Source organism: Streptomyces sp. NPDC091682, from assembly GCF_044756625.1.
GTDB lineage: Bacteria > Actinomycetota > Actinomycetes > Streptomycetales > Streptomycetaceae > Streptomyces.
In genome coordinates this window covers 311704-330691 of record NZ_JBIVTH010000004.1, presented here as the reverse complement: position 1 = coordinate 330691, position 18988 = coordinate 311704, and the positions used below count along the sequence as shown (strand labels likewise).

Sequence of the window (18988 nt, the reverse complement as noted above, 5' to 3'; positions counted from 1 at the left end):
TAGCCCGCCGCGACGCCTGGCGCGCCAAGGGCCGCAGCTCCCTCGTCCTCGCGATGCTCGCCCTGCCGATCGTCGGAGTGAGCGCGGCCGACCTCACGCTGCGCAGCGCCGAACTCTCCCCCGAGCAGGCCCTCACCCGGATGATCGGCACCGCCGACGCCCGGGTGAGCCAATCGCACATGTCCGGGCCCATCTACCAGAGCCCCGACGGCACGAGGTCCCTGCCCGTCGGCGGCTACAAGGACTACGACCCCTCGAAGGCCACGCGGGAGAAGCCGGAACCGGTGGAGTCCCTGCTCCCGCCCGGCGCCCAGGTCCTCAAGGACAGCACCGGCTACACCAAGGTCCGCACCACGCACGGGCTGCTCGACACCCAGCTGCGCGAACTCGACACGCACAGCCCCCTGGTGAAGGGCATGATCACGCTCAACCGCGGCCAACTGCCCGAGGCACCGGGCGAGGTCATCGCCACCCAGGCCTTCCTGAAGGAGTCCGGTCTCTTCGTCGGCTCCTCGGTCACCCCGCGCGGCGCCACCTCCCCGTACAAGATCGTCGGCGCCTACGAGCTGCCGGACGAACTCGGACGCCCCGAGATCATCGCCCCGCCCGGGACGCTGATCGCCCCGCTGAACAAGGCGCTGACGGCGTCCGGCGGGCGCACGGTGACCGCCGACGACAAGTACCTGGTCAAGGTCGGCGGCGCAGGCGTCACCTGGGACGCGGTCCAGGCGGCCAACACCAAGGGCCTGATCGTCGTCTCCCGCGCCGTCGTCCTCCACCCGCCCGCCGACTCCGAGGTCCCGCTCTACCGGAACGAGCCGAGTGCGAAGTCCGAGCGGGACGGCAACAAGACCGTCCAGATGGCCATCCTGGCCACCGTCGTGGGCCTGGCCATGCTGGAGATCTGCCTGCTCGCCGGACCGGCCTTCGCGGTCGGCGCCCGCCGCTCGCGCCGCCAGCTGGGCCTGGTCGGCGCCAACGGCGGCGACCGGCGCCACATCCGCTCCATCGTGCTCTCCGGCGGCCTGGTCCTCGGCGCCGTCGCCGCCGTCATCGGCACCGTCATCGGCGTCCTGCTCACCGTCGTGCTGCGACCGGTGCTGGAGGAGTCGCTCGGCAACCGCTTCGGCGGCTTCGACTTCCGCCCGCTGGAACTGGTCGGCATCGCCCTGCTCGCCGTGGTCACCGGCCTGCTCGCCGCGATCGTCCCGGCCGTCACCGCCTCCCGCCAGACCGTGCTGGCCTCGCTCACCGGCCGCCGCGGCGTCCGCCGCGCCAACCGGGTGCTGCCCGTCATCGGCCTGATCGCCATCGCCGCCGGCGTCGCGATCGCCCTCTACGGCACCACCTCGGATCTGGGCAGCACCGTCGTGGCGGGCGGCAGCGCCCTCGCCGAACTCGGCCTCGTCGCCCTCACCCCGGTCCTGGTCGGCCTGTTCGGCCGGCTCGGGCGGTGGCTGCCGCTGTCGCCGCGGCTCGCGCTGCGCGACGCCGTACGCAACCGCGGGCGTACGGCCCCCGCCGTGGCCGCCGTGCTGGCCGCCGTCGCCGGAACCGTCGCCGTGGCGACGTACCAGCAGAGCTTCGACGCCCAGATGCGCCACGAGTACCGGGCCGAACTGCCGCACGGAACGGGGCTGCTGACGGTCAGAGACAACAGCGCGTACAAGGAGGTGCCCGCGCTGCGCGAGGCCCTCGCCAAGGAACTGCCGCTGGTCCAGCGGGCGGACATCGACCGGCTGGTCGTCGGCAAGCCGGGCTGCGAGTCGTTCTCCTCGGACCCCGGCTGCGGCCGCATCGAGCTCATCACGCCCAAGGAGCAGCGCTGCCCGCTCTACGAGGACGTCAAGGGCATCGAGGCCTTCTCCGAGGCGCGGCGCAAGGAACTGCGCCAGGACTGGCGTTGCCAGGAATCCCGGTACGGCACGGAGCACTCCGTCCTCGTCGGTGACGAGAAGGTGCTGAGCGTGCTCGCGGTCACCGACCCGGGCTCCGTGGCCGCCCTCAAGGCCGGCCAGGCCGTCTCCTTCGACAAGCGCCAGGTCAAGGACGGCAAGCTCACCCTGCGGATCATCACCAAACAGGGCGAGGACGACGTCATGCGCGGCCGCTACGACGAGACGCCCGGTGAGGACAAGGTCCTGTCCGTCCACCTGGCGCCCGACACGACCCAGAACTGGGGCGTCGAGCTGATCCTGCCGCCCGCGGCGGCCAAGGCCGCCGGGCTGGCCACCGCGCCCCTGGGCTCGTACTTCGGCCTCGACGGCACGGCGTCCAGCGAGCAGCGCCAGCGCATCGCCGGGGAGATCGACCGGATGGGCGTCGAGTCCTCCCTGCACATCGAGGCGGGCTACCAGGGCGACGACAGCCTCGTCATGCTCGCCCTCGCCGTCTTCGCGGGACTCGTCACCATCGGCGCGGCCGGCATCGCCACCGGGCTCGCCCAGGCCGACGCCGAGGCCGACCTGAAGACGCTGGCCGCGGTGGGCGCGGCACCGCGCGTGCGGCGGACGCTGAGCGGTTTCCAGTGCGGGGTGGTCGCCCTGATGGGCGTCGTCCTGGGCTCGGCGGCCGGAATCCTGCCCGCCATCGGCCTGCGCCTGACGGAACAGCGGCAAGCGGAGGCGCTCTACCGGGAGTCGATCGAGCAGGGCCTCTCGACGATGACGGAATCGGTGCCGTTCGTACCGATCTCGCTGCCGTGGGAAACCCTCGCCGGGCTGCTCGTCGTGGTCCCGCTGGGCGCGGCCCTGCTGGCGGCCCTGGTCACCCGCTCCAGCGGCGCACTGGCCCGCCGGGCCGCGGGGTAGGCCGGGACCGGGCCCGGGACCGGGCCCGGGCTGGTGCCCCCGTACAGGGTGGATCACGACTGTACGGGGGCACACCGTGTGAGGACGGAGGTGTGCGAGAGAATGACGGCATGGAGATGCCGAGGAGTGAACGGTCGCAGGACAGCCCCCCGCACGTTCTGATCGTGGGACAGGACGGGACGGCCGTCGGCGACGCCGATGACGAGTCGCGCGAGGTCCCGGTGACGGAAATGGTCGAACAGCCCGCCAAGGTCATGCGGATCGGCAGCATGATCAAGCAACTCCTGGAAGAGGTACGCGCCGCGCCTCTCGACGAGGCGAGCCGGGTCCGGCTCAAGGACATCCATGCCGCCTCGGTCAAGGAGCTGGAGGACGGCCTGGCCCCCGAGCTCGTGGAGGAACTGGAGCGACTGTCGCTCCCGTTCACCGAGGAGGCCATTCCCTCCGAGGCCGAACTTCGGATCGCCCAGGCCCAGTTGGTGGGCTGGCTGGAGGGCCTCTTCCACGGCATCCAGACGGCCCTGTTCGCACAGCAGATGGCGGCGCGGGCGCAGTTGGAGCAGATGCGCCGCGCCCTCCCGCCGGGCGGACCGCACGACGACGACGAGGACGGCGGCCACGGCGCGATCCGCTCGGGCCCCTACCTCTAGCCTCCGGCGGACGACGAGAGAGGCAGGTCCGGCCCACGCCCCCGGCGCGGCCCGGCCCCGCCGACCGTCCCGGCCCCGCCGACCGTCCCGGCCCCGCCCGGCCAGTCCAGCCCCGCCGGCGCTTGAGGCGCGGGGGTCCGGGGGCAGCGCCCCCGGCAACGGCGCCGCACCCGCCCCACCCGCCGCATACTCAAGGGCATGAGCTACGACGCGATCGTGCTGGCCGGCGGCGCCGCGCGACGACTCGGCGGGGTCGACAAGCCCGCGCTGAGCGTCGGCGGCCGCGCACTCCTCGACCGCGTCCTCGACGCCTGCCCGGACGCCCGGACCACCGTCGTGGTCGGCGGTCGCCGCGCCACCGCGCGCCCGGTCCTGTGGACCCGCGAGGACCCGCCCGGCGGCGGCCCCGTGGCCGCGCTGGACGCCGGTCTGCGCCGGACCACCGCCGAGCTGGTCCTCGTGCTCTCCGCCGACCTGCCGTTCCTCGACCGGGAGACCGTACGGACCCTGCTGGACGCCCCCGTCGTGGACGGGGCGATGCTGCGGGACCCCGACGGCCGGGACCAGCCGCTGGTCGCCGCCTACCGGGCCGAGCCGCTGCGCCGCGAGATCGCCCTGCTCGCCGCCGAGCACGGCACGCTCACCGGGCTCCCGCTGCGTGCGCTCACCGCCGCACTGGACCTCGCCCGCGTCACGTCCCGGCCACTCGCCTCCTTCGACTGCGACACCTGGGACGATCTCGCCGCCGCCCGTGCCCGGATCAGGGAGCATGGAAGCGTGTTGGAGCAATGGATCACCGCCGTCAAGAGTGAGCTGGGCATCGACCTCCCCGTCGACACCAAGACCCTGCTCGACCTCGCCCGGGACGCCGCCCACGGCGTCGCCCGGCCCGCCGCCCCCCTGACCACCTTCCTGGTCGGCTACGCGGCCGCGCATGCCGCCGCCACCGGCGCCGACCCCGCCCAGGCCGTCGCCGAAGCCTCCCGCAAGGCGGCCGACCTGGCGCTGCGGTGGGCCGACGAGGCAGCGGCCGACACCGCCGAACGGAACGGCTCCGAATGACCCCCACGAACTCCGCGGAGCAGGCCCTCGACGAGGCCCTGGCGCTGGTCAGCCGCAGCCCCGAGGGCGCCGGCACGGGCAGCGCGGGCGGCGGCGCCGGCGGCCACCGCGCTTTCGGCTGGCAGCGGGCCCGGGACACCGCCGCGCACGCCGGAAGCCGGGTGCGACCCCGTACCCACGACGTGCCCCTCGCGGACGCCCTCGGCGAGGTCCTGGCCACCCCCCTGGACGCACTGACCGACCTGCCGTCCTTCGACACCTCCGCCATGGACGGCTGGGCCGTCGCGGGCCCCGGCCCCTGGAGCGTGCGCGCCGGCGGCGGGGTCCTGGCCGGCTCCGAGCGGCCGGAGCCCCTCATCGACGGCGAAGCCGTACGGATCGCCACCGGCGCCCGGATCCCCGGCGACGCCACCGCCGTCATCCGCAGCGAGCACTGCCGCGAGGCCGGCACCCAGCTCTTCGCCGACCGGCCCGTCCTCACCGGCCAGGACATCCGCCCGCGGGGGCAGGAGTGCCGCTCCGGGGACCTGCTGTTGCCGGCCGGCTCCCTGGTCACCCCGGCCGTGTTGGGGCTCGCCGCGGCGGCCGGGTACGACGAGCTGACCACCCGGCCCCGCCCCCGCGTGGAGATCCTGGTGCTCGGCGACGAGCTGCTCACCGAGGGCCGCCCGTACGAGGGTCTGGTGCGCGACGCCCTCAGCCCCATGCTCGGGCCCTGGATGGAGCGCCTGGGCGCCGAGGTCATCGGCACACGACGGCTCGGCGACGACCCGGCGGGGGCCGCGGCCCTGCTGGAGGCCGTCACCACGAGCACCGCCGATGTCCTCGTCACCACGGGCGGCACCGCCTCCGGCCCCGTCGACCACGTCCACCCCGTCCTACGGAAGGCCGGCGCCGAACTGCTGGTCGACGGGGTGGCGGTGCGCCCCGGGCACCCCATGCTGCTGGCGCGCATCGGGTCGGGGACCCCCGCCGAGAACGCCGAGAACGCCGAGAACCCGGTGCGCCATGTCGTCGGGCTGCCCGGCAACCCGCTGGCCGCCGTATCCGGACTGCTGACCCTCGCCGAACCCCTGCTGCGGGCCCTCGCCGGCCGCCGCAGGCGCCCCCGCTACACGGCGCCGGTGCAGGGCGACGTACCGGGCCACCCGTACGACACCCGGCTGGTCCCGGTCCTGCTGAGCGACGAGCACGCGGTGCCGCTGCGCTACCACGGGCCTGCGATGCTGCGCGGTGTGGCCGCCGCCGATGCACTGGCCGTCGTACCGCCCAAGGGCGCGCGGTCCGGGCAGGAACTGGAAATTCTCGATCTGCCGTGGGCTTCTGGAGGATGTTTCACGTGAAACTGCACGGCCAGGACTCCATGGCCCGCGGCGCCGACGAGAAACTCGTCTCCCGGCGCATCAAGCTACCCAAACGCGTCGTCGAGGCGCCGCTCAGGCAGGTGACCAAGCGCCTGCTGATGGCGTTGTTCGTGCTCTTCCTGACGGTCTTCATCGTGTGGCTGGACCGCGACGGCTACCACGACAACGCCAACGAGCAGGTCGATCTCCTCGACTGCTTCTACTACGCCACGGTGACGCTGTCCACGACGGGCTACGGCGACATCGTGCCGTACAGCGACAGTGCGCGACTGATCAACATCCTGCTGATCACCCCGCTGCGCGTGCTGTTCCTGATCATCCTGGTCGGCACCACCCTGGAAGTCCTGACGGAACGGACGAGGGAAGAGTGGCGGCTGAAGAGCTGGAGGAAGAACTTGCGTGAGCACACGGTCGTCATCGGCTTCGGCACGAAGGGCCGCTCGGCCCTCATGACGCTGCTGGCCACCGGCCTCTCCAAAGAGCAGGTCGTCATCGTCGACCCGAGCGCCAAGGTGATCGACACGGCCAACGCGGAGGGCTTCACGGGCGTGGTCGGCGACGCCACCCGCTCCGACGTCCTGCTCCGCGCCGAACTGCAGAAGGCCCGTCAGATCGTCATCGCCACCCAGCGCGACGACACGGCGGTCCTGGTCACCCTGACCGCCCGGCAGCTCAACCGGGGAGCGAAGATCGTCGCGGCGGTGCGCGAGGAGGAGAACGCCCCGCTGCTGCGCCAGTCCGGCGCGGACGCGGTCATCACGAGCGCGAGCGCGGCCGGCCGGCTGCTGGGCCTCTCGGTGCTCAGCCCGAGCGCGGGCACCGTGATGGAGGACCTGATCCAGCAGGGCAGCGGCCTCGACCTCATCGAACGCCCCGCCCGCAAGGCCGAGGTCGGCAAGTCGGTGCGCGAGAGCGAGGACCTGGTGGTGAGCGTGCTGCGCGGGCACCGGCTGCTCCCGTACGACGACCCGCACGCGAACCCGATCCAGCTGACGGACCGTCTCATCACCATCGTGCGGGCGACGCCGCCGGCCTCGCCACAGGTGAAGTTCGGACCTGCCGATTAGCCGCGCCGTGGCGTAGCCTCCGGGCCATGCATGCGATCACCATCGAGCAGCCCGGCGGCCCCGAGGCCCTCGTCTGGGCCGACGTACCCGATCCGGTGCCGGGCGAGGGCGAGGTCCTCGTCGAGGTCGCGGCGAGCGCCGTGAACCGCGCCGACGTCCTCCAGCGACAGGGGTTCTACGATCCGCCGCCCGGCGCCCCGCGCCATCCGGGGCTGGAGTGCTCCGGGCGGATCGCCGCGATGGGGCCGGGGGTGTCCGGCTGGTCCGTGGGCGACGAGGTGTGCGCCCTGCTGGCGGGCGGCGGGTACGCGGAACGGGTGGCCGTGCCGGCGGGGCAGCTGCTGCCGGTCCCGGCGGGCGTGGACCTGGTGACGGCGGCCGCGCTGCCCGAGGTCGTCACGACCGTGTGGTCCAACGTGTTCATGGTGGCGGGGCTCCGCCCCGGCGAGACCCTGCTGGTGCACGGCGGGTCCAGCGGGATCGGGACCATGGCGATCCAGCTGGCGAAGGCGGTGGGCGCGACGGTCGCCGTGACGGCGGGCGGGCCGGAGAAGCTGGCGCGCTGCAAGGAGCTGGGAGCGGACGTCCTGATCGACTACCGCGAGCAGGACTTCGTGGCCGAGCTGCGCGAGGCGACGGGCGGAGCCGGGGCGGACGTGATCCTGGACATCATGGGCGCGAAGTACCTCGCCCGGAACGTGGACGCCCTGGCCGTGAACGGGCGGCTCGCGGTGATCGGGCTCCAGGGCGGGGTGAAGGCCGAACTGAACCTCGGCGCGCTGCTGGCCAAGCGGGCGGCGATCACCGCCACCTCGCTGCGCGCCCGCCCGCTGGATGAGAAGGCGGCCATCGTCGCCGCCGTACGCGAGCACGTGTGGCCGCTGGTGGCCGCGGGCCGGGTCCGCCCGGTGGTCCACGCGGCGTTCCCGATGCGGGACGCCGCCGAGGCCCACCGCGTCCTGGAGTCGAGCAGTCACGTGGGCAAGCTGCTGCTCACGGTGTGAGGGCGCTGGGAGGTGCCCCCGACAGGGCTGGAAGATCCAGCCCCGCCGGCGTTCGAGGCGCGGGGTCCGGGGCGGGGCCCCGGGACACCGGCCCTCTCCGAGACACCCGCCCCGCGCCGCACGGCTAGAGGCTGCGCAGCAGGACCGCCGGGGATTCCACGCAGTCGGCGACGTAGCGCAGGAAGCCGCCCGCCGTGCCGCCGTCGCACACCCGGTGGTCGAAGGTCAGCGACAGCTGGACGACCTTGCGGACCGCCAGCTGACCTTCGTGGACCCACGGCTTGTCGATGATCCGGCCCACGCCGAGCATCGCCGCCTCCGGGTGGTTGATGATCGGCGTGGAGCCGTCGACCCCGAACACCCCGTAGTTGTTCAGGGTGAAGGTGCCGCCGGTCAGATCGGCCGGAGCCAGCTTCCCGGCCCGGGCGAGCTCGGTCAGCCGGGCGAACTCGGCCGACAGGGACTCCGGGTTGCGGTGCTGCGCGTCCCGGACGACCGGAACCACCAGACCCCGCTCCGTCTGCGCGGCGAAGCCCAGGTGCACCGACGGGAGCCGGACGATCTCCTTGGCCGCGAGGTCCACGGTGGAGTTGAGCTCCGGGTACCGGGCCAGGGCCGCCGTGCAGATCCGGGCCAGCAGCGCGAGCACCGAGATCTTGGGCCCGCCCACGGCGTTCATCGCGGCCCGGGTGGCCATCAGCTCGGTGGCGTCCGCGTCGACCCAGCAGGTGGCGTCCGGGATCTCGCGGCGGCTGCGCGACAGCTTCTCGGCGACCGCCCCGCGCACTCCCTTGAGCGGGATCCGCTCGCCCCGTGCCGCCACCGCCGGCGCCGCCGCGGTGACCGGGGCGGGTTCGGGCGCCCGCAGCGCGGCCAGCGCCGCCTCGACGTCGGCCCGCAGGATCAGCCCTTCGGGTCCCGACCCCGTCAGCGCGCGCAGGTCGACCCCGCCGTCCTTGGCCAGCTTGCGCACCAGCGGCGAGATCACGGGCACCGGGCCGGCGACAGCCGCCGGAGCGACCGCAGCGACCGCAGCGACCGCAGCCGCAGGAGCGACCGGAGCGGCGACGACCGGCGCCGACACCGCGGCGGTGACGGGTCGCACCCGTCGCCGACGCGCCGGGCGCGAGTGGTCCTCTCCGTAACCGATCAGGGGCCGGGGCACGTTGCCGGAGCCCTCGGCCTCGGCCGCCTGCGCGGCCGGGGCCTCGGGGAGCGACGACGCCCCCACCGCGACGGTGATCAGCGGTGCTCCGACGGGCAGTTCCGTGCCCTCCTCCCCGAAACGGGCGGTGACCACACCGCCGTAGGGGCACGGAACCTCCACCATCGCCTTGGCCGTCTCGACCTCGACCACCGGCTGGTCGATGGCGACGACATCGCCCACCGTGACCAGCCAGCGGACGATCTCGGCCTCGGTCAGGCCCTCCCCGAGATCGGGAAGCTTGAATTCCATTACCTGCGCCATCAGTTCTCCCACTGCAGGCGGGCCACGGTGTCCAGGATCCGGTCCACACCCGGCAGGTGGTGCTTCTCCAGCATCGGCGGCGGGTAGGGGATGTCGAAGCCCGTCACCCGCAGCACCGGTGCCTCCAGGTGGTGGAAGCACCGCTCGGTGACCCGGGCGGCGATCTCCGCGCCCGGTCCGCCGAAGCCGCCGGCCTCGTGGACCACCACCGCGCGCCCGGTGCGGCGTACGGACTCCACGACCGTGTCCTCGTCGAAGGGGACCAGCGAGCGCAGGTCCACGACCTCCAGGTCCCAGCCCTCCTCGCGCGCCGCCTCGGCCGCCTCCAGGCACACCGGCAGCGAGGGCCCGTAGGTGATCAGGGTCGCGCTCGTGCCGGTCCGCCGGACCAGGGCCTTTCCGATGCCCGGCACGGCCGCCGGCGCCTCGGGCCGCCAGTCGGCCTTCGACCAGTAGAGCCGCTTCGGCTCCAGGAAGACCACCGGGTCGTCGCTCGCGATCGACGCGCGCAGCAGCCCGTACGCGTCCTCGACCGTTGCCGGGGTCACCACGTGCAGGCCCGGCGTGGCCACGTAGTACGCCTCGGAGGAGTCGCAGTGGTGCTCCACGCCGCCGATCCCGCCGCCGTACGGCACGCGGATGGTGATCGGCAGCGGCATCGCGCCGCGGGTGCGGTTGCGCATCTTCGCCACGTGCGAGATCAGCTGCTCGAACGCCGGGTAGGCGAAGGCGTCGAACTGCATCTCCACCACCGGGCGCAGCCCGTACATGGCCATGCCGACCGCCGCGCCCAGGATTCCCGCCTCCGCGAGCGGGGTGTCCGTGCAACGCTCCTCGCCGAACTCCTTCGCGAGCCCGTCGGTGATCCGGAAGACCCCGCCCAGCGTCCCGACGTCCTCGCCCATCACGTGGACCGTCGGGTCCTCGGCCATCGCGTCGCGCATCGCCCGGGTCAGGGCCTGCGCCATCGTCGCGGGCTTGGACCCCGTCTTCGCGGACTTCGCCGCCACCGTCGTCACTCCCGGCCCTCTGCTTCCAACTCTGCGCGCAGCATGGCCGCCTGCTCCCGCAGCCGGTCCGTCTGCTCCGCGTACACGTGCGCGAACAGGTCCGTCGGGTCCACCACCGGGTCCGCGTTCATCCCCTCGCGGAGCGCCGCGGCCATCGCCTCGGCGTCGTCGCGCACCGCCCGGATCGCCGCTTCGTCGATGATCCCGCGGGCGGTCAGCTCACGCTCCAGCAGATCGACCGGGTCGTGCGCCTTCCAGGCCTCGACCTCGGCGTCACCGCGGTAGCGGGTCGCGTCGTCGGCGTTGGTGTGGGCCTCCATCCGGTACGTGACGGCCTCGATCAGGGTCGGACCGCCACCGGCCCGGGCCCGCCGGACCGCCTCGGACAGCACCTCGTGCATGGCGGCGACGTCGTTGCCGTCGACCAGACGGCCGGGCATCCCGTACCCCACGGCCTTGTGGGCCAGCGTCGGGGCGGCCGTCTGCTTGGCGAGGGGGACGGAGATCGCGAAGCCGTTGTTCTGCACGAGGAAGACCACCGGGGCCTGCCAGACGGCGGCGAAGTTCAGTGCCTCGTGGAAATCGCCCTCGCTGGTGCCGCCGTCGCCGACCATGGCGAGGGCGACGACGTCGTCGCCGCGCAGCCGGGCCGCGTGCGCCAGGCCCACCGCGTGGGGCAGCTGGGTGGCGAGCGGGGTCGAGAGCGGGGCTATGCGGTGCTCGCGCGGGTCGTACCCGGTGTGCCAGTCGCCGCGCAGCAGGGTCAACGCCTGTACGGGGTCCAGTCCGCGCGCCACGGCCGCCAGGGTGTCCCGGTAGCTCGGGAACAGCCAGTCCTGCTCCTCGAGGACCAGTGCGGCCGCGATCTCGCAGGCCTCCTGGCCGACGGTGGAGGGGTAGACGGCGAGCCGGCCCTGCTTGGTGAGCGCCGTGGCCTGGGCGTTGTAGCGCCGGCCGCGCACCAGCTCGGCGTAGCAGCGGCGCATCAGCTCCGGGTCGAGCCGGTCCGCCGCCTCGGTGCCCAGCACCCGGTAGGGCTCGGGGTCCGGAAGCAGCGGCGCGGCATCCGTGCGGGGGCTCCAGGCGGGCGGCTGGGTGGAACGGTGGGACGCACCGGCACCGGGCAGCTCTTGGACCGTCATGGCGGCGTACACCTCCTCGTGGGAAGCGGGCAGGGGGTGCCCCGGGTGTGAGGCCCCTCACCTACCGATTGTTCGGTTGTCTGCGCAATTTGGCTACAGGCGACGCCAGGCTGTGGACAAACGGGCGCCGGGGCCCTGGGATGGATGCAGGACGTCCAGGAGAGGGAGGCATCGGGCAATGCCGGATGAACAAATGGCCGGAACGGGTCCCGCACCGGCTGTGCCCGGGGGCGCCCCGGGAGCCACTTCGGGCCCGCCCGTCGCACCCCGCCCGCTGGATCCGATCGACCGCTCGATCATGCGGCTGCTCCAGGCGGACGGCCGCGCGTCGATACGGTCGGTGGCGGAGCAGGTGCACGTCTCACGGGCGAACGCCTACGCCCGGATCAACCGGCTCATCGACGACGGGGTGATCCGCGGGTTCACGGCCCGCGTCAACCACGAACGCGCGGGCCAGGGCGCGTCCGCCTACATCACCTTGAAGATCGTCCAGAACTCCTGGCGCACGGTCCGCGAGCAGCTGCGCGAGCTCCCGGGTGCCGCGCACATCGCGCTGGTCAGCGGCGATTTCGACGTCCTGCTGCTGGTGCACACCCCGGACAACCGGACCCTGCGCGAGCTGGTCCTGACCCGGCTCCAGGCCATCCCGGAGGTCCTCTCGACGCGCACCCTGCTGGTCTTCGAGGAAACGGATCTCCTGGACACCGGCCCGGGCCCGGCCGGCGGCGCCCCGACGATCTCGGAGGACGCCCCCTGATCCGAGGGCACCCCCAAGAGGTGCCTGAGGGCTGTCCCGTAGCCCGTCCGGGTGTGACGGCGCCCCCGGTGCGGCCCGTACGGGCGCTCCGGGGGCGGTCGGTGCCCGGAAGGGTCAGCGGGCGGTGCGCAGGCCGTCGAAGGCGAGGTGGACCACCGCGTCGGCGAGCTGGGCGTGGCCGTCGCCCGGGTGCGGGCGGTACCACTCGACGAGGGAGTTGACCATGCCGAAGAGGAGCCGGGTGGCGAGGCGTATGTCCACGTCGGCCCGCAGGTCGCCCTCCGCCGCTGCGGCCCCCAGCAGGTCCGCGACCTGGTGGTCGAACTCGCGGCGGCGTTCCAGCGCCCAGCGCTCGGTGCGGGTGTTGCCGCGGACGCGCAGCAGCAGCGTCACGTACGGCAGCTCGCTGACCAGCACCTCGACCGTGCGGCGCGTGACGTACTCGACGCGCTCGACCGCCCGGCCGCGTACCGCTCCCGGCTCCTCCAGGATCCCGAAGAGCCCGTCGAGGGCGCGGCTCACGGCCCGCCGCAGCAGTTCCTCCTTGCCCGCGACGTGGTGGTAGATCGAGGACTTCGAGATGCCCGCGGCCTTGGAGAGGTGCTCCATCGAGGTGCCGTCGTAGCCGCGCTCGTTGAAGACCTGGACGGCGACCGACAGCAGTGTCTCGGGGGTGTAGGTGTCCCGCTTGGCCGTCGTCACTCGTTCTCCCCCGTGTCGTCCTGGTCGCCCTCTTCGCCGCCGGCCCCGTCGCCGTCCTCGTAGCCCAGTTTGAACAGGGCGAGGGAGGGTGCGTAGCGGCCGCCGGGAACGCGTTCGTCGAGGTGGTGCAGCAGGTCGTAGGCCCAGTCCCGGCCGATCCGGTCGTGCCATTCGGTCGGTCCCAGCGGGTAGTTGACACCCAGTCGCATCGCCGTGTCGATGTCCTCGGCGGACGCGACCCCCCGGGCGACCGCGTCGGCCGTCAGGTCGATCAGCATCGCGACGGTCCGCGCGACGATCATGCCGGGGACGTCGCCGATCACGGAGACCTGCTTGCCCAGCTTCTGGAAGAGGCCGATCGCCTCGGCGAGCGTGCGCTCACTGGTGTCCGCGCTCGCGGAGAGCGCGATCCGGGTGGCGCCCCGGTAGTCGAGGGCGAGGTCGAAGTAGACGACGTCCGCGAACTCCACCGAGGTCTTGCCGTCCGCGAGGACCAGCTGGCCCTCCCCGGGGAGCTGGATGTACGGGCCGCCCTGCCCGGTGGCCGCGACCGCGATCCCGGCCTCCTCCAGCAGGTCCACCAGGTCGGCGGCGGGGCCGAGGTCACCGACGACGGTGACCTTCGCCGGGGCCTCCTCGGGCGCTGCGGTGTGGGGGAGCGCGGGCTCGGCGTCCGGGCCGTACGGGTACCAGCCGTGCCCGGACTTGCGGCCGAGGCGGCCCGACTGGACGAGGCGGCGCTGGGCGAGCGAGGGGGTGAACTTCGGGCTGCGGAAGAAGGACTCCCACACCGAGCGGGTCACGGCCTCGTTGACGTCCTGGCCGATCAGGTCGGTCAGCTGGAAGGGGCCCATCTTGAAGCCGCCGCTCTCGCGGAGCACGGCGTCGATGGTGGCCGGGTCGGCGCCCCGCTCCTCGTACACCGCGAAGGCCTCGGCGTAGAAGGGGCGGGCGATCCGGTTGACGATGAACCCGGGGGTGTCGGCGCAGCGGACCGGCGTCTTCCCCCAGCCGAGGACGGTGCGGTACGCGCGCTCGGCGGCGGCCGGGTCGGTGGCGAAGCCGCTGACCACCTCGACGAGCGGGAGCAGCGGGGCCGGGTTGAAGAAGTGCAGGCCGAGGAAGCGGCCGGGGTGCGCGAGAGGGGCGGCGAGCTCGGTGACCGAGAGGGAGGAGGTGTTGGTGGCCAGCAGCGCGTCCGGTGCGACCACCTCTTCGAGGGCGGCGAAGAGCGTCTGCTTCACGGTGACGTTCTCGACCACCGCCTCGATGACGAGGGCGGCCCCCGCGAGGTCCGCGAGGTCGCCGGCCGACGCGATCCGGCCGATCGCCTCCTCGGCCTCGGCGCGGTCGAGGCGGCCCTTGGCGGCCATCCGCTCGACCCGGTCCTGGACGATGCCGACCCCGTCGGCGGCGAGCGCGGCGTTGATGTCGTAGATCAGCACGCGGTGACCTGCGAGAAGGGCGACCTGGGCGATGCCCTGTCCCATGGTGCCGGCGCCGACGACCGCCACAGTGCGGGACCGCTCGATTGCTGTCATGCCCTGATCCTCCCGCACACACTTGTCCACAGGTCCGCCGGGCCCTCTTGTCCCGACCGATCGTTCGGTTACTCTAACTCCAGTCTGCTCTCCTTCGCCCGGCTCAACGAGGAGTTGGTCCCTGATGGCCGCCGAGCTCACCGTCCCCCAGCTGTCCGCCAAGCACCGGCCCACCCTGGACCAGGCCCTGTCGGCGATCCGCAGCCGCGCCTACTGGTCCCCGCACCCCGAACACCCCAAGGCGTACGGCGAGACCGCGCCCGCCGACGGGCTCGCCGCCTTCGAGGCCGTGCGCGGCACGCGGCTGGACCTGGGCCAGCCCGGCACAGACGGCTGGACGGGCGCCGAGGTGTCCCCGTTCGGCCCGGAGCTGGGTGTCGAGTACCCCCACGTGGACCCGGACGTGCTGCTGCCCGCGATGAAGGCCGGCATGGGCGCCTGGCGCGACGCGGGACCCGAGGCCCGCGCCCTGGTCTGCATCGAGATCCTGGCCCGCATCTCCGCCCGGACCCACGAGTTCGCGCACGCGGTCATGCACACCAGCGGCCAGGCCTTCATGATGGCGTTCCAGGCCGGCGGCCCGCACGCACAGGACCGCGGCCTGGAGGCCGTGGCCTACGCGTACGAGGAGCAGACCCGGGTCCCGGGCCGGGCCGACTGGTCGAAGCCGCAGGGCAAGAAGGACCCGCTGGAGCTCGGCAAGACCTTCACCGCCGTCCCGCGCGGCATCGCCCTCATGATCGGCTGCAACACCTTCCCGACCTGGAACGGCTACCCCGGCCTGTTCGCCTCCCTCGCCACCGGCAACGCGGTGCTGGTCAAGCCGCACCCGCGGGCCGTGCTGCCGCTCGCGCTGACCGTCCAGGTCGCTCGGGAGGTGCTGGCCGAGGCGGGCTTCGACCCGAACCTGGTGGCGCTCGCGGTCGAGCGCCCGGGCGAGGGCATCGCCAAGACCCTCGCGGTCCGCCCCGAGATCAAGCTGATCGACTACACCGGTTCCACGGAGTTCGGCGACTGGCTGGAGACCAACGCCCGCCAGGCGCAGGTCTACACGGAGAAGGCCGGCGTCAACACCGTCGTCCTGGACTCCACCGACAACTACAAGGGCATGCTGTCCAACTTGGCGTTCTCGCTGTCCCTGTACAGCGGCCAGATGTGCACCACCCCGCAGAACCTGCTGATCCCGCGCGACGGCATCGCGACGGACGCCGGCCACAAGGGCTACGACGAGGTCGTCGCCGACCTCGCGGCCTCGGTCGGCGGCCTGCTGGGCGACGACGCCCGGGCCAACGCGCTGCTCGGTGCGCTGGTCAACCCGGACGTCAAGACGCGGCTGGAGGCCGCGACCGCCCTGGGCGAGGTCGCGCTGGCCTCCCGGGAGGTCGTGAACCCCGAGTTCCCGGACGCGGTGGTCCGCACCCCCGTCATGGTCAAGCTGGACGCCGCCAAGCAGGACCCGCAGGCGCCGTACCTCTCGGAGTGCTTCGGCCCGGTCTCCTTCGCGGTGGCCGTGGACACCACCGCCGACGCCCTCGACCTGCTGCGCCGCACGGTGCGGGAGAAGGGCGCCATGACGGTGGGCGCGTACACCACCTCCCCCGACACCGAGCGGGCCGTCGAGGAGGTCTGCCTGGAGGAGTCCGCGCAGCTCTCCCTGAACCTGACGGGCGGAGTGTTCGTCAACCAGACCGCCGCGTTCTCGGACTTCCACGGCTCCGGCGGCAACCCGGCGGCCAACGCGGCCCTGTGCGACGGCGCCTTCGTCGCGAACCGCTTCCGGGTGGTGGAGGTGCGCCGCCAGGCGTGACCCGGTAGCCGCTTCACCGCGTCACCACAGCACTGCAGGTCCCGGCCCGGGTGGACCGCGCCCTCCCCCTACTCCCGCCGTTCTTCGGCGAAGAGGCGGGAGGAGGCGTCCACCTGGGCCATCCTGCGCAGGGCCGCGAACACCGCGTCGCCCACCACCGTGCCCACGACCACCGCCTCGATCAGGTCCTCGCGGTCGCCCCGGAGGGCCGTGTACTCCAGGTCCACCCGGGCCACCCGCTCAGCCGCTTCGGCGTAGTCGTCGAGCACTTCGACGAAGGAGCCGTGGCCCACCCGCGCGAGTGAGGCGAGGGCGGCCGCGAGCGCGCCGGCGGCCTTGTTCCCGGCGTGGACGCGCCAGCCGCGCGCCTCGATCAGCTGCACCACCCGTTCCCGGGCCAGTACCGCCTCGGCGTCGTGGCCCCCGCCGTCGCCGTACTCGGGCACCAGTCGCTGGGCCGCGGCACCGAGCAGCTTGTGCACCGGCTGCTCCTTGTCGTCGATGGCCTGGAGGACGTCCCCGATGGCCGCCACCGACAGCCCGCCGACCTCCAGCAGGGCTCGGATCAGCCGCAGCCGCCGCTCGTGCCCGTCGTCGTAGCTGGCCTGATTGGGGCTGCTCAGCTCGCCCGCCGGAAGCAGGCCCTCTCGTACGTAGTACTTGATCGTCGGTACCGGGACCCCGGTACGGCGGCTCAACTCTCCGATGCGCATGGCGTCTTCACTCGTTTCTCCTTGCCCCGTCCCCCACCCATCATAGATAGTGGGGCTACCAGATAGCGGTGAGCGTCACTATCCATTGTTTTGGGGGCCCCATGTCCGCGTTACGTACCTGGCACCGTCCACTGACCCTGTTCGCCGGCGTGATGGTGGTGTGGGCCGCCGGCTCGGCCGTGGGGCTCGCCGTCGACGGCCGCATGCTGGTCGGCGCCCCGATCTGGTCCAAGCCCTTCAAGTTCGCCGTCTCGTTCGTCGGCTACGCGCTCAGCCTGGCCTGGATGCTCTCCCTGGCCGTCGCCGCCCGCCCTCGCCTGCGCAGGACTGCCTGGTGGGCCGGTACCGTCGTCGTCGCGGCGAGCACGCTGGAAATGCTGCTCATGACGGGTCAGGTGATCCGCGGCCGGCAGAGCCACTTCAACCAGCAGACCCCCCTCGACGCACAGATCTACGGCGTCATGGGCAACACCGTCGTCGTACTGTGGACGGCCACGCTCGTCATCGCCGTACTGCTCTTCCGCACCCGCGTGGTCGACCGGGCCACCACCTGGGCGATCCGGATGGCGACGGTCCTCGCCCTCACCGGCGCAGGACTCGGATTCCTGATGGTCACGCCCACCGAGGCACAGCTCGCGGTCGACGACGCACCGGTGGTGGGCGCCCACAGCGTGGGAGTGCCGGACGGCGGGCCCGCCATGTCGCTGACCGGCTGGTCGACCACCGGCGGTGACCTGCGCATCCCGCACTTCATCGGCATGCACGCCCTGCAGCTGCTGCCGCTGTTCGTGCTCGCCCTGACCGCCCTCGCCAGCCGCTTCGCCCTGCTGCGCCGGGAGCAGGTGCGGCTGCGGCTGACCCTGGTCGCGGCCGGGGTCTATACGGCGGTGTTCGCCCTGGTGACCTGGCAGGCGCTGCGCGGCCAGGCGCTGGCCCACCCGGACGGGGCGACGCTCGGCGCGGCCGCCGCGATCCTGGCCGGGGGCGGGCTAGGAGTCCTCGCCGCCCTGTTCGTGGGCCGGGGGGCCGCCCCAGTGGAAGAGGGTCATGGCCACGCTGGTGGCGAGGTTGTAGCTGGAGACCTGGGGGCGCATCGGCAGGGAGACGAGGTGGTCCGCCCGGGCGCGCAGCTCGGGTGAGATCCCGTGCCGCTCCGAACCGAAGGCGAGCAGGGCGTCGTCCGGGAGGGTGAGGGCGCGGATGTCCACGCCCTCCGGGTCGAGCGCGTAGAGCGGCCCGGGCGGCAGCTCGTCCAGCGCGAGGCGTTCGACGGTGGTGGCGTAGTGCAGCCCGGCCCCGGCCCGGACCACGTTCGGGTGCCAGGGGTCGAGGTCGCCGCGGGTCACCACACCGGTGGCTCCGAAGCCGGCGGCGAGCCGGACGACGGCGCCGACGTTGCCGAGGTTGCGGGGGTTGTCGAGGACGACGACGGGGGCTGGCCGGGGCAGCCGCCCCAGCCCGGCGACACCGGCGGCCCGGTCGGGACGGACCGCGAGGGCCGCGACCCCGGTGGGGTGCACGCGCGGCAGCACCTCCTTGAGCGCGGCCCGCCGCACCAGCCGCACCACGGCGGCCTCGACGTCCGGAGCCAGCTCACGGGCCAGCGCCCGGACGGCGCCGGGGTCCTCGGCGATGACCAGCCGCACGTCGGCCCCGAACCGCAGGGCGTGCTTCAGCGCGTGGAACCCGTCGAGCAGCACGAGGTCTCCCGCCTGCTCGGCCTCCCGCCATTCCCGCACCGTGTCGTCCATACCCCGACCCTACGGTCCACCGCACACCGTCCCGACCCCCGCCCCGCATGCCGGCGGGGCCGGACGTGCGCAGCACGACCCCGCCCCGCCGGGGGACGCCTCCGGGCGGTAGCCGGGAAGTTTGAGGCGCGGGTCCGGGG

At 73.3% G+C, this 18988-nt stretch carries 15 protein-coding genes and 1 pseudogene; 9 read left to right on the top strand and 7 right to left on the bottom strand.

Translation table 11 applies throughout. The features are described from left to right. The first annotated feature begins 53 nt into the window (after positions 1-53). The 6 genes from ACIQK6_RS12165 (at position 54) to ACIQK6_RS12140 (ending at position 7957) form a co-directional block, all read left to right on the top strand. Positions 54-2810 (top strand): FtsX-like permease family protein, encoded by a 2757-nt coding sequence (locus ACIQK6_RS12165; protein WP_402694783.1) that lies wholly within the window; start codon positions 54-56, stop codon positions 2808-2810. Positions 2811-2920: 110 nt separating this feature from the next. After that, on the top strand, positions 2921-3460 hold the full coding sequence (locus tag ACIQK6_RS12160) for a bacterial proteasome activator family protein (protein ID WP_030014634.1): 540 nt from the start codon (positions 2921-2923) through the stop codon (positions 3458-3460). A gap of 198 nt (positions 3461-3658) precedes the next feature. Continuing rightward, positions 3659-4522: an NTP transferase domain-containing protein gene (locus tag ACIQK6_RS12155; RefSeq protein WP_329100125.1), complete on the top strand. Its 864-nt coding sequence runs from the start codon at positions 3659-3661 to the stop codon at positions 4520-4522. Then, positions 4519-5865: a molybdopterin molybdotransferase MoeA gene (locus tag ACIQK6_RS12150; protein ID WP_329100126.1), complete on the top strand. Its 1347-nt coding sequence runs from the start codon at positions 4519-4521 to the stop codon at positions 5863-5865. Before ACIQK6_RS12155 ends, ACIQK6_RS12150 begins: the two co-directional genes overlap by 4 nt. Beyond that, complete coding sequence (locus ACIQK6_RS12145; protein ID WP_329100127.1) at positions 5853-6953, top strand: potassium channel family protein; 1101 nt, start codon at positions 5853-5855, stop codon at positions 6951-6953. Before ACIQK6_RS12150 ends, ACIQK6_RS12145 begins: the two co-directional genes overlap by 13 nt. A 26-nt stretch (positions 6954-6979) precedes the next feature. Further along, on the top strand, positions 6980-7957 hold the full coding sequence (locus tag ACIQK6_RS12140; RefSeq protein WP_329100128.1) for an NAD(P)H-quinone oxidoreductase: 978 nt from the start codon (positions 6980-6982) through the stop codon (positions 7955-7957). 124 nt (positions 7958-8081) lie between these two features. On the opposite strand, the gene ACIQK6_RS12135 is transcribed toward ACIQK6_RS12140, so the two are convergent. Genes ACIQK6_RS12135 through pdhA form a run of 3 tightly spaced genes read right to left on the bottom strand, consistent with a single transcriptional unit; the run spans position 8082 to position 11577 of the window. Continuing rightward, positions 8082-9425 carry a dihydrolipoamide acetyltransferase family protein gene (locus ACIQK6_RS12135; protein WP_402694741.1) on the bottom strand — a complete coding sequence of 448 codons (1344 nt, stop codon included), beginning with the start codon at positions 9423-9425 and terminating at the stop codon, positions 8082-8084. Further along, on the bottom strand, positions 9425-10393 hold the full coding sequence (locus ACIQK6_RS12130; protein WP_189738634.1) for an alpha-ketoacid dehydrogenase subunit beta: 969 nt from the start codon (positions 10391-10393) through the stop codon (positions 9425-9427). The genes ACIQK6_RS12135 and ACIQK6_RS12130 overlap by 1 nt, the downstream gene beginning before the upstream one ends. A 47-nt stretch (positions 10394-10440) precedes the next feature. After that, positions 10441-11577 carry a pyruvate dehydrogenase (acetyl-transferring) E1 component subunit alpha gene (gene pdhA, locus ACIQK6_RS12125; protein WP_329100130.1) on the bottom strand — a complete coding sequence of 379 codons (1137 nt, stop codon included), beginning with the start codon at positions 11575-11577 and terminating at the stop codon, positions 10441-10443. 178 nt (positions 11578-11755) lie between these two features. On the opposite strand from pdhA, the gene ACIQK6_RS12120 reads away from it, so the two are divergent. Beyond that, the gene (locus ACIQK6_RS12120) at positions 11756-12334 is read left to right on the top strand and encodes an Lrp/AsnC family transcriptional regulator (RefSeq protein WP_402694740.1); all 579 of its coding nucleotides are present in this window, start codon (positions 11756-11758) and stop codon (positions 12332-12334) included. Between the two features lie 114 nt (positions 12335-12448). Here the strand turns inward: ACIQK6_RS12120 and ACIQK6_RS12115 are convergent, their stop codons facing one another. Beyond that, complete coding sequence (locus ACIQK6_RS12115; protein WP_329100131.1) at positions 12449-13036, bottom strand: TetR/AcrR family transcriptional regulator; 588 nt, start codon at positions 13034-13036, stop codon at positions 12449-12451. Continuing rightward, positions 13033-14577: a 3-hydroxyacyl-CoA dehydrogenase gene (locus ACIQK6_RS12110; RefSeq protein ID WP_329100132.1), complete on the bottom strand. Its 1545-nt coding sequence runs from the start codon at positions 14575-14577 to the stop codon at positions 13033-13035. The genes ACIQK6_RS12115 and ACIQK6_RS12110 overlap by 4 nt, the downstream gene beginning before the upstream one ends. A 124-nt stretch (positions 14578-14701) precedes the next feature. Here ACIQK6_RS12110 and paaN point away from each other — a divergent pair, with 124 nt between their 5' ends. Then, positions 14702-16384: a phenylacetic acid degradation protein PaaN gene (gene paaN / locus ACIQK6_RS12105; protein ID WP_329100133.1), complete on the top strand. Its 1683-nt coding sequence runs from the start codon at positions 14702-14704 to the stop codon at positions 16382-16384. A gap of 68 nt (positions 16385-16452) precedes the next feature. Here the strand turns inward: paaN and ACIQK6_RS12100 are convergent, their stop codons facing one another. Further along, positions 16453-17097 (bottom strand): MerR family transcriptional regulator, encoded by a 645-nt coding sequence (locus ACIQK6_RS12100; protein WP_402694739.1) that lies wholly within the window; start codon positions 17095-17097, stop codon positions 16453-16455. Positions 17098-17198: 101 nt separating this feature from the next. Here ACIQK6_RS12100 and ACIQK6_RS12095 point away from each other — a divergent pair. Further along, positions 17199-18131 (top strand): annotated as a pseudogene (locus ACIQK6_RS12095) (hypothetical protein); the annotation flags it as partial. Here ACIQK6_RS12095 and ACIQK6_RS12090 read toward each other — a convergent pair. Further along, the gene (locus ACIQK6_RS12090) at positions 18087-18848 is read right to left on the bottom strand and encodes a TrmH family RNA methyltransferase (protein ID WP_402694738.1); all 762 of its coding nucleotides are present in this window, start codon (positions 18846-18848) and stop codon (positions 18087-18089) included. The pseudogene ACIQK6_RS12095 and the gene ACIQK6_RS12090 sit on opposite strands and share 45 nt — an antisense overlap. Positions 18849-18988 lie beyond the last annotated feature (140 nt).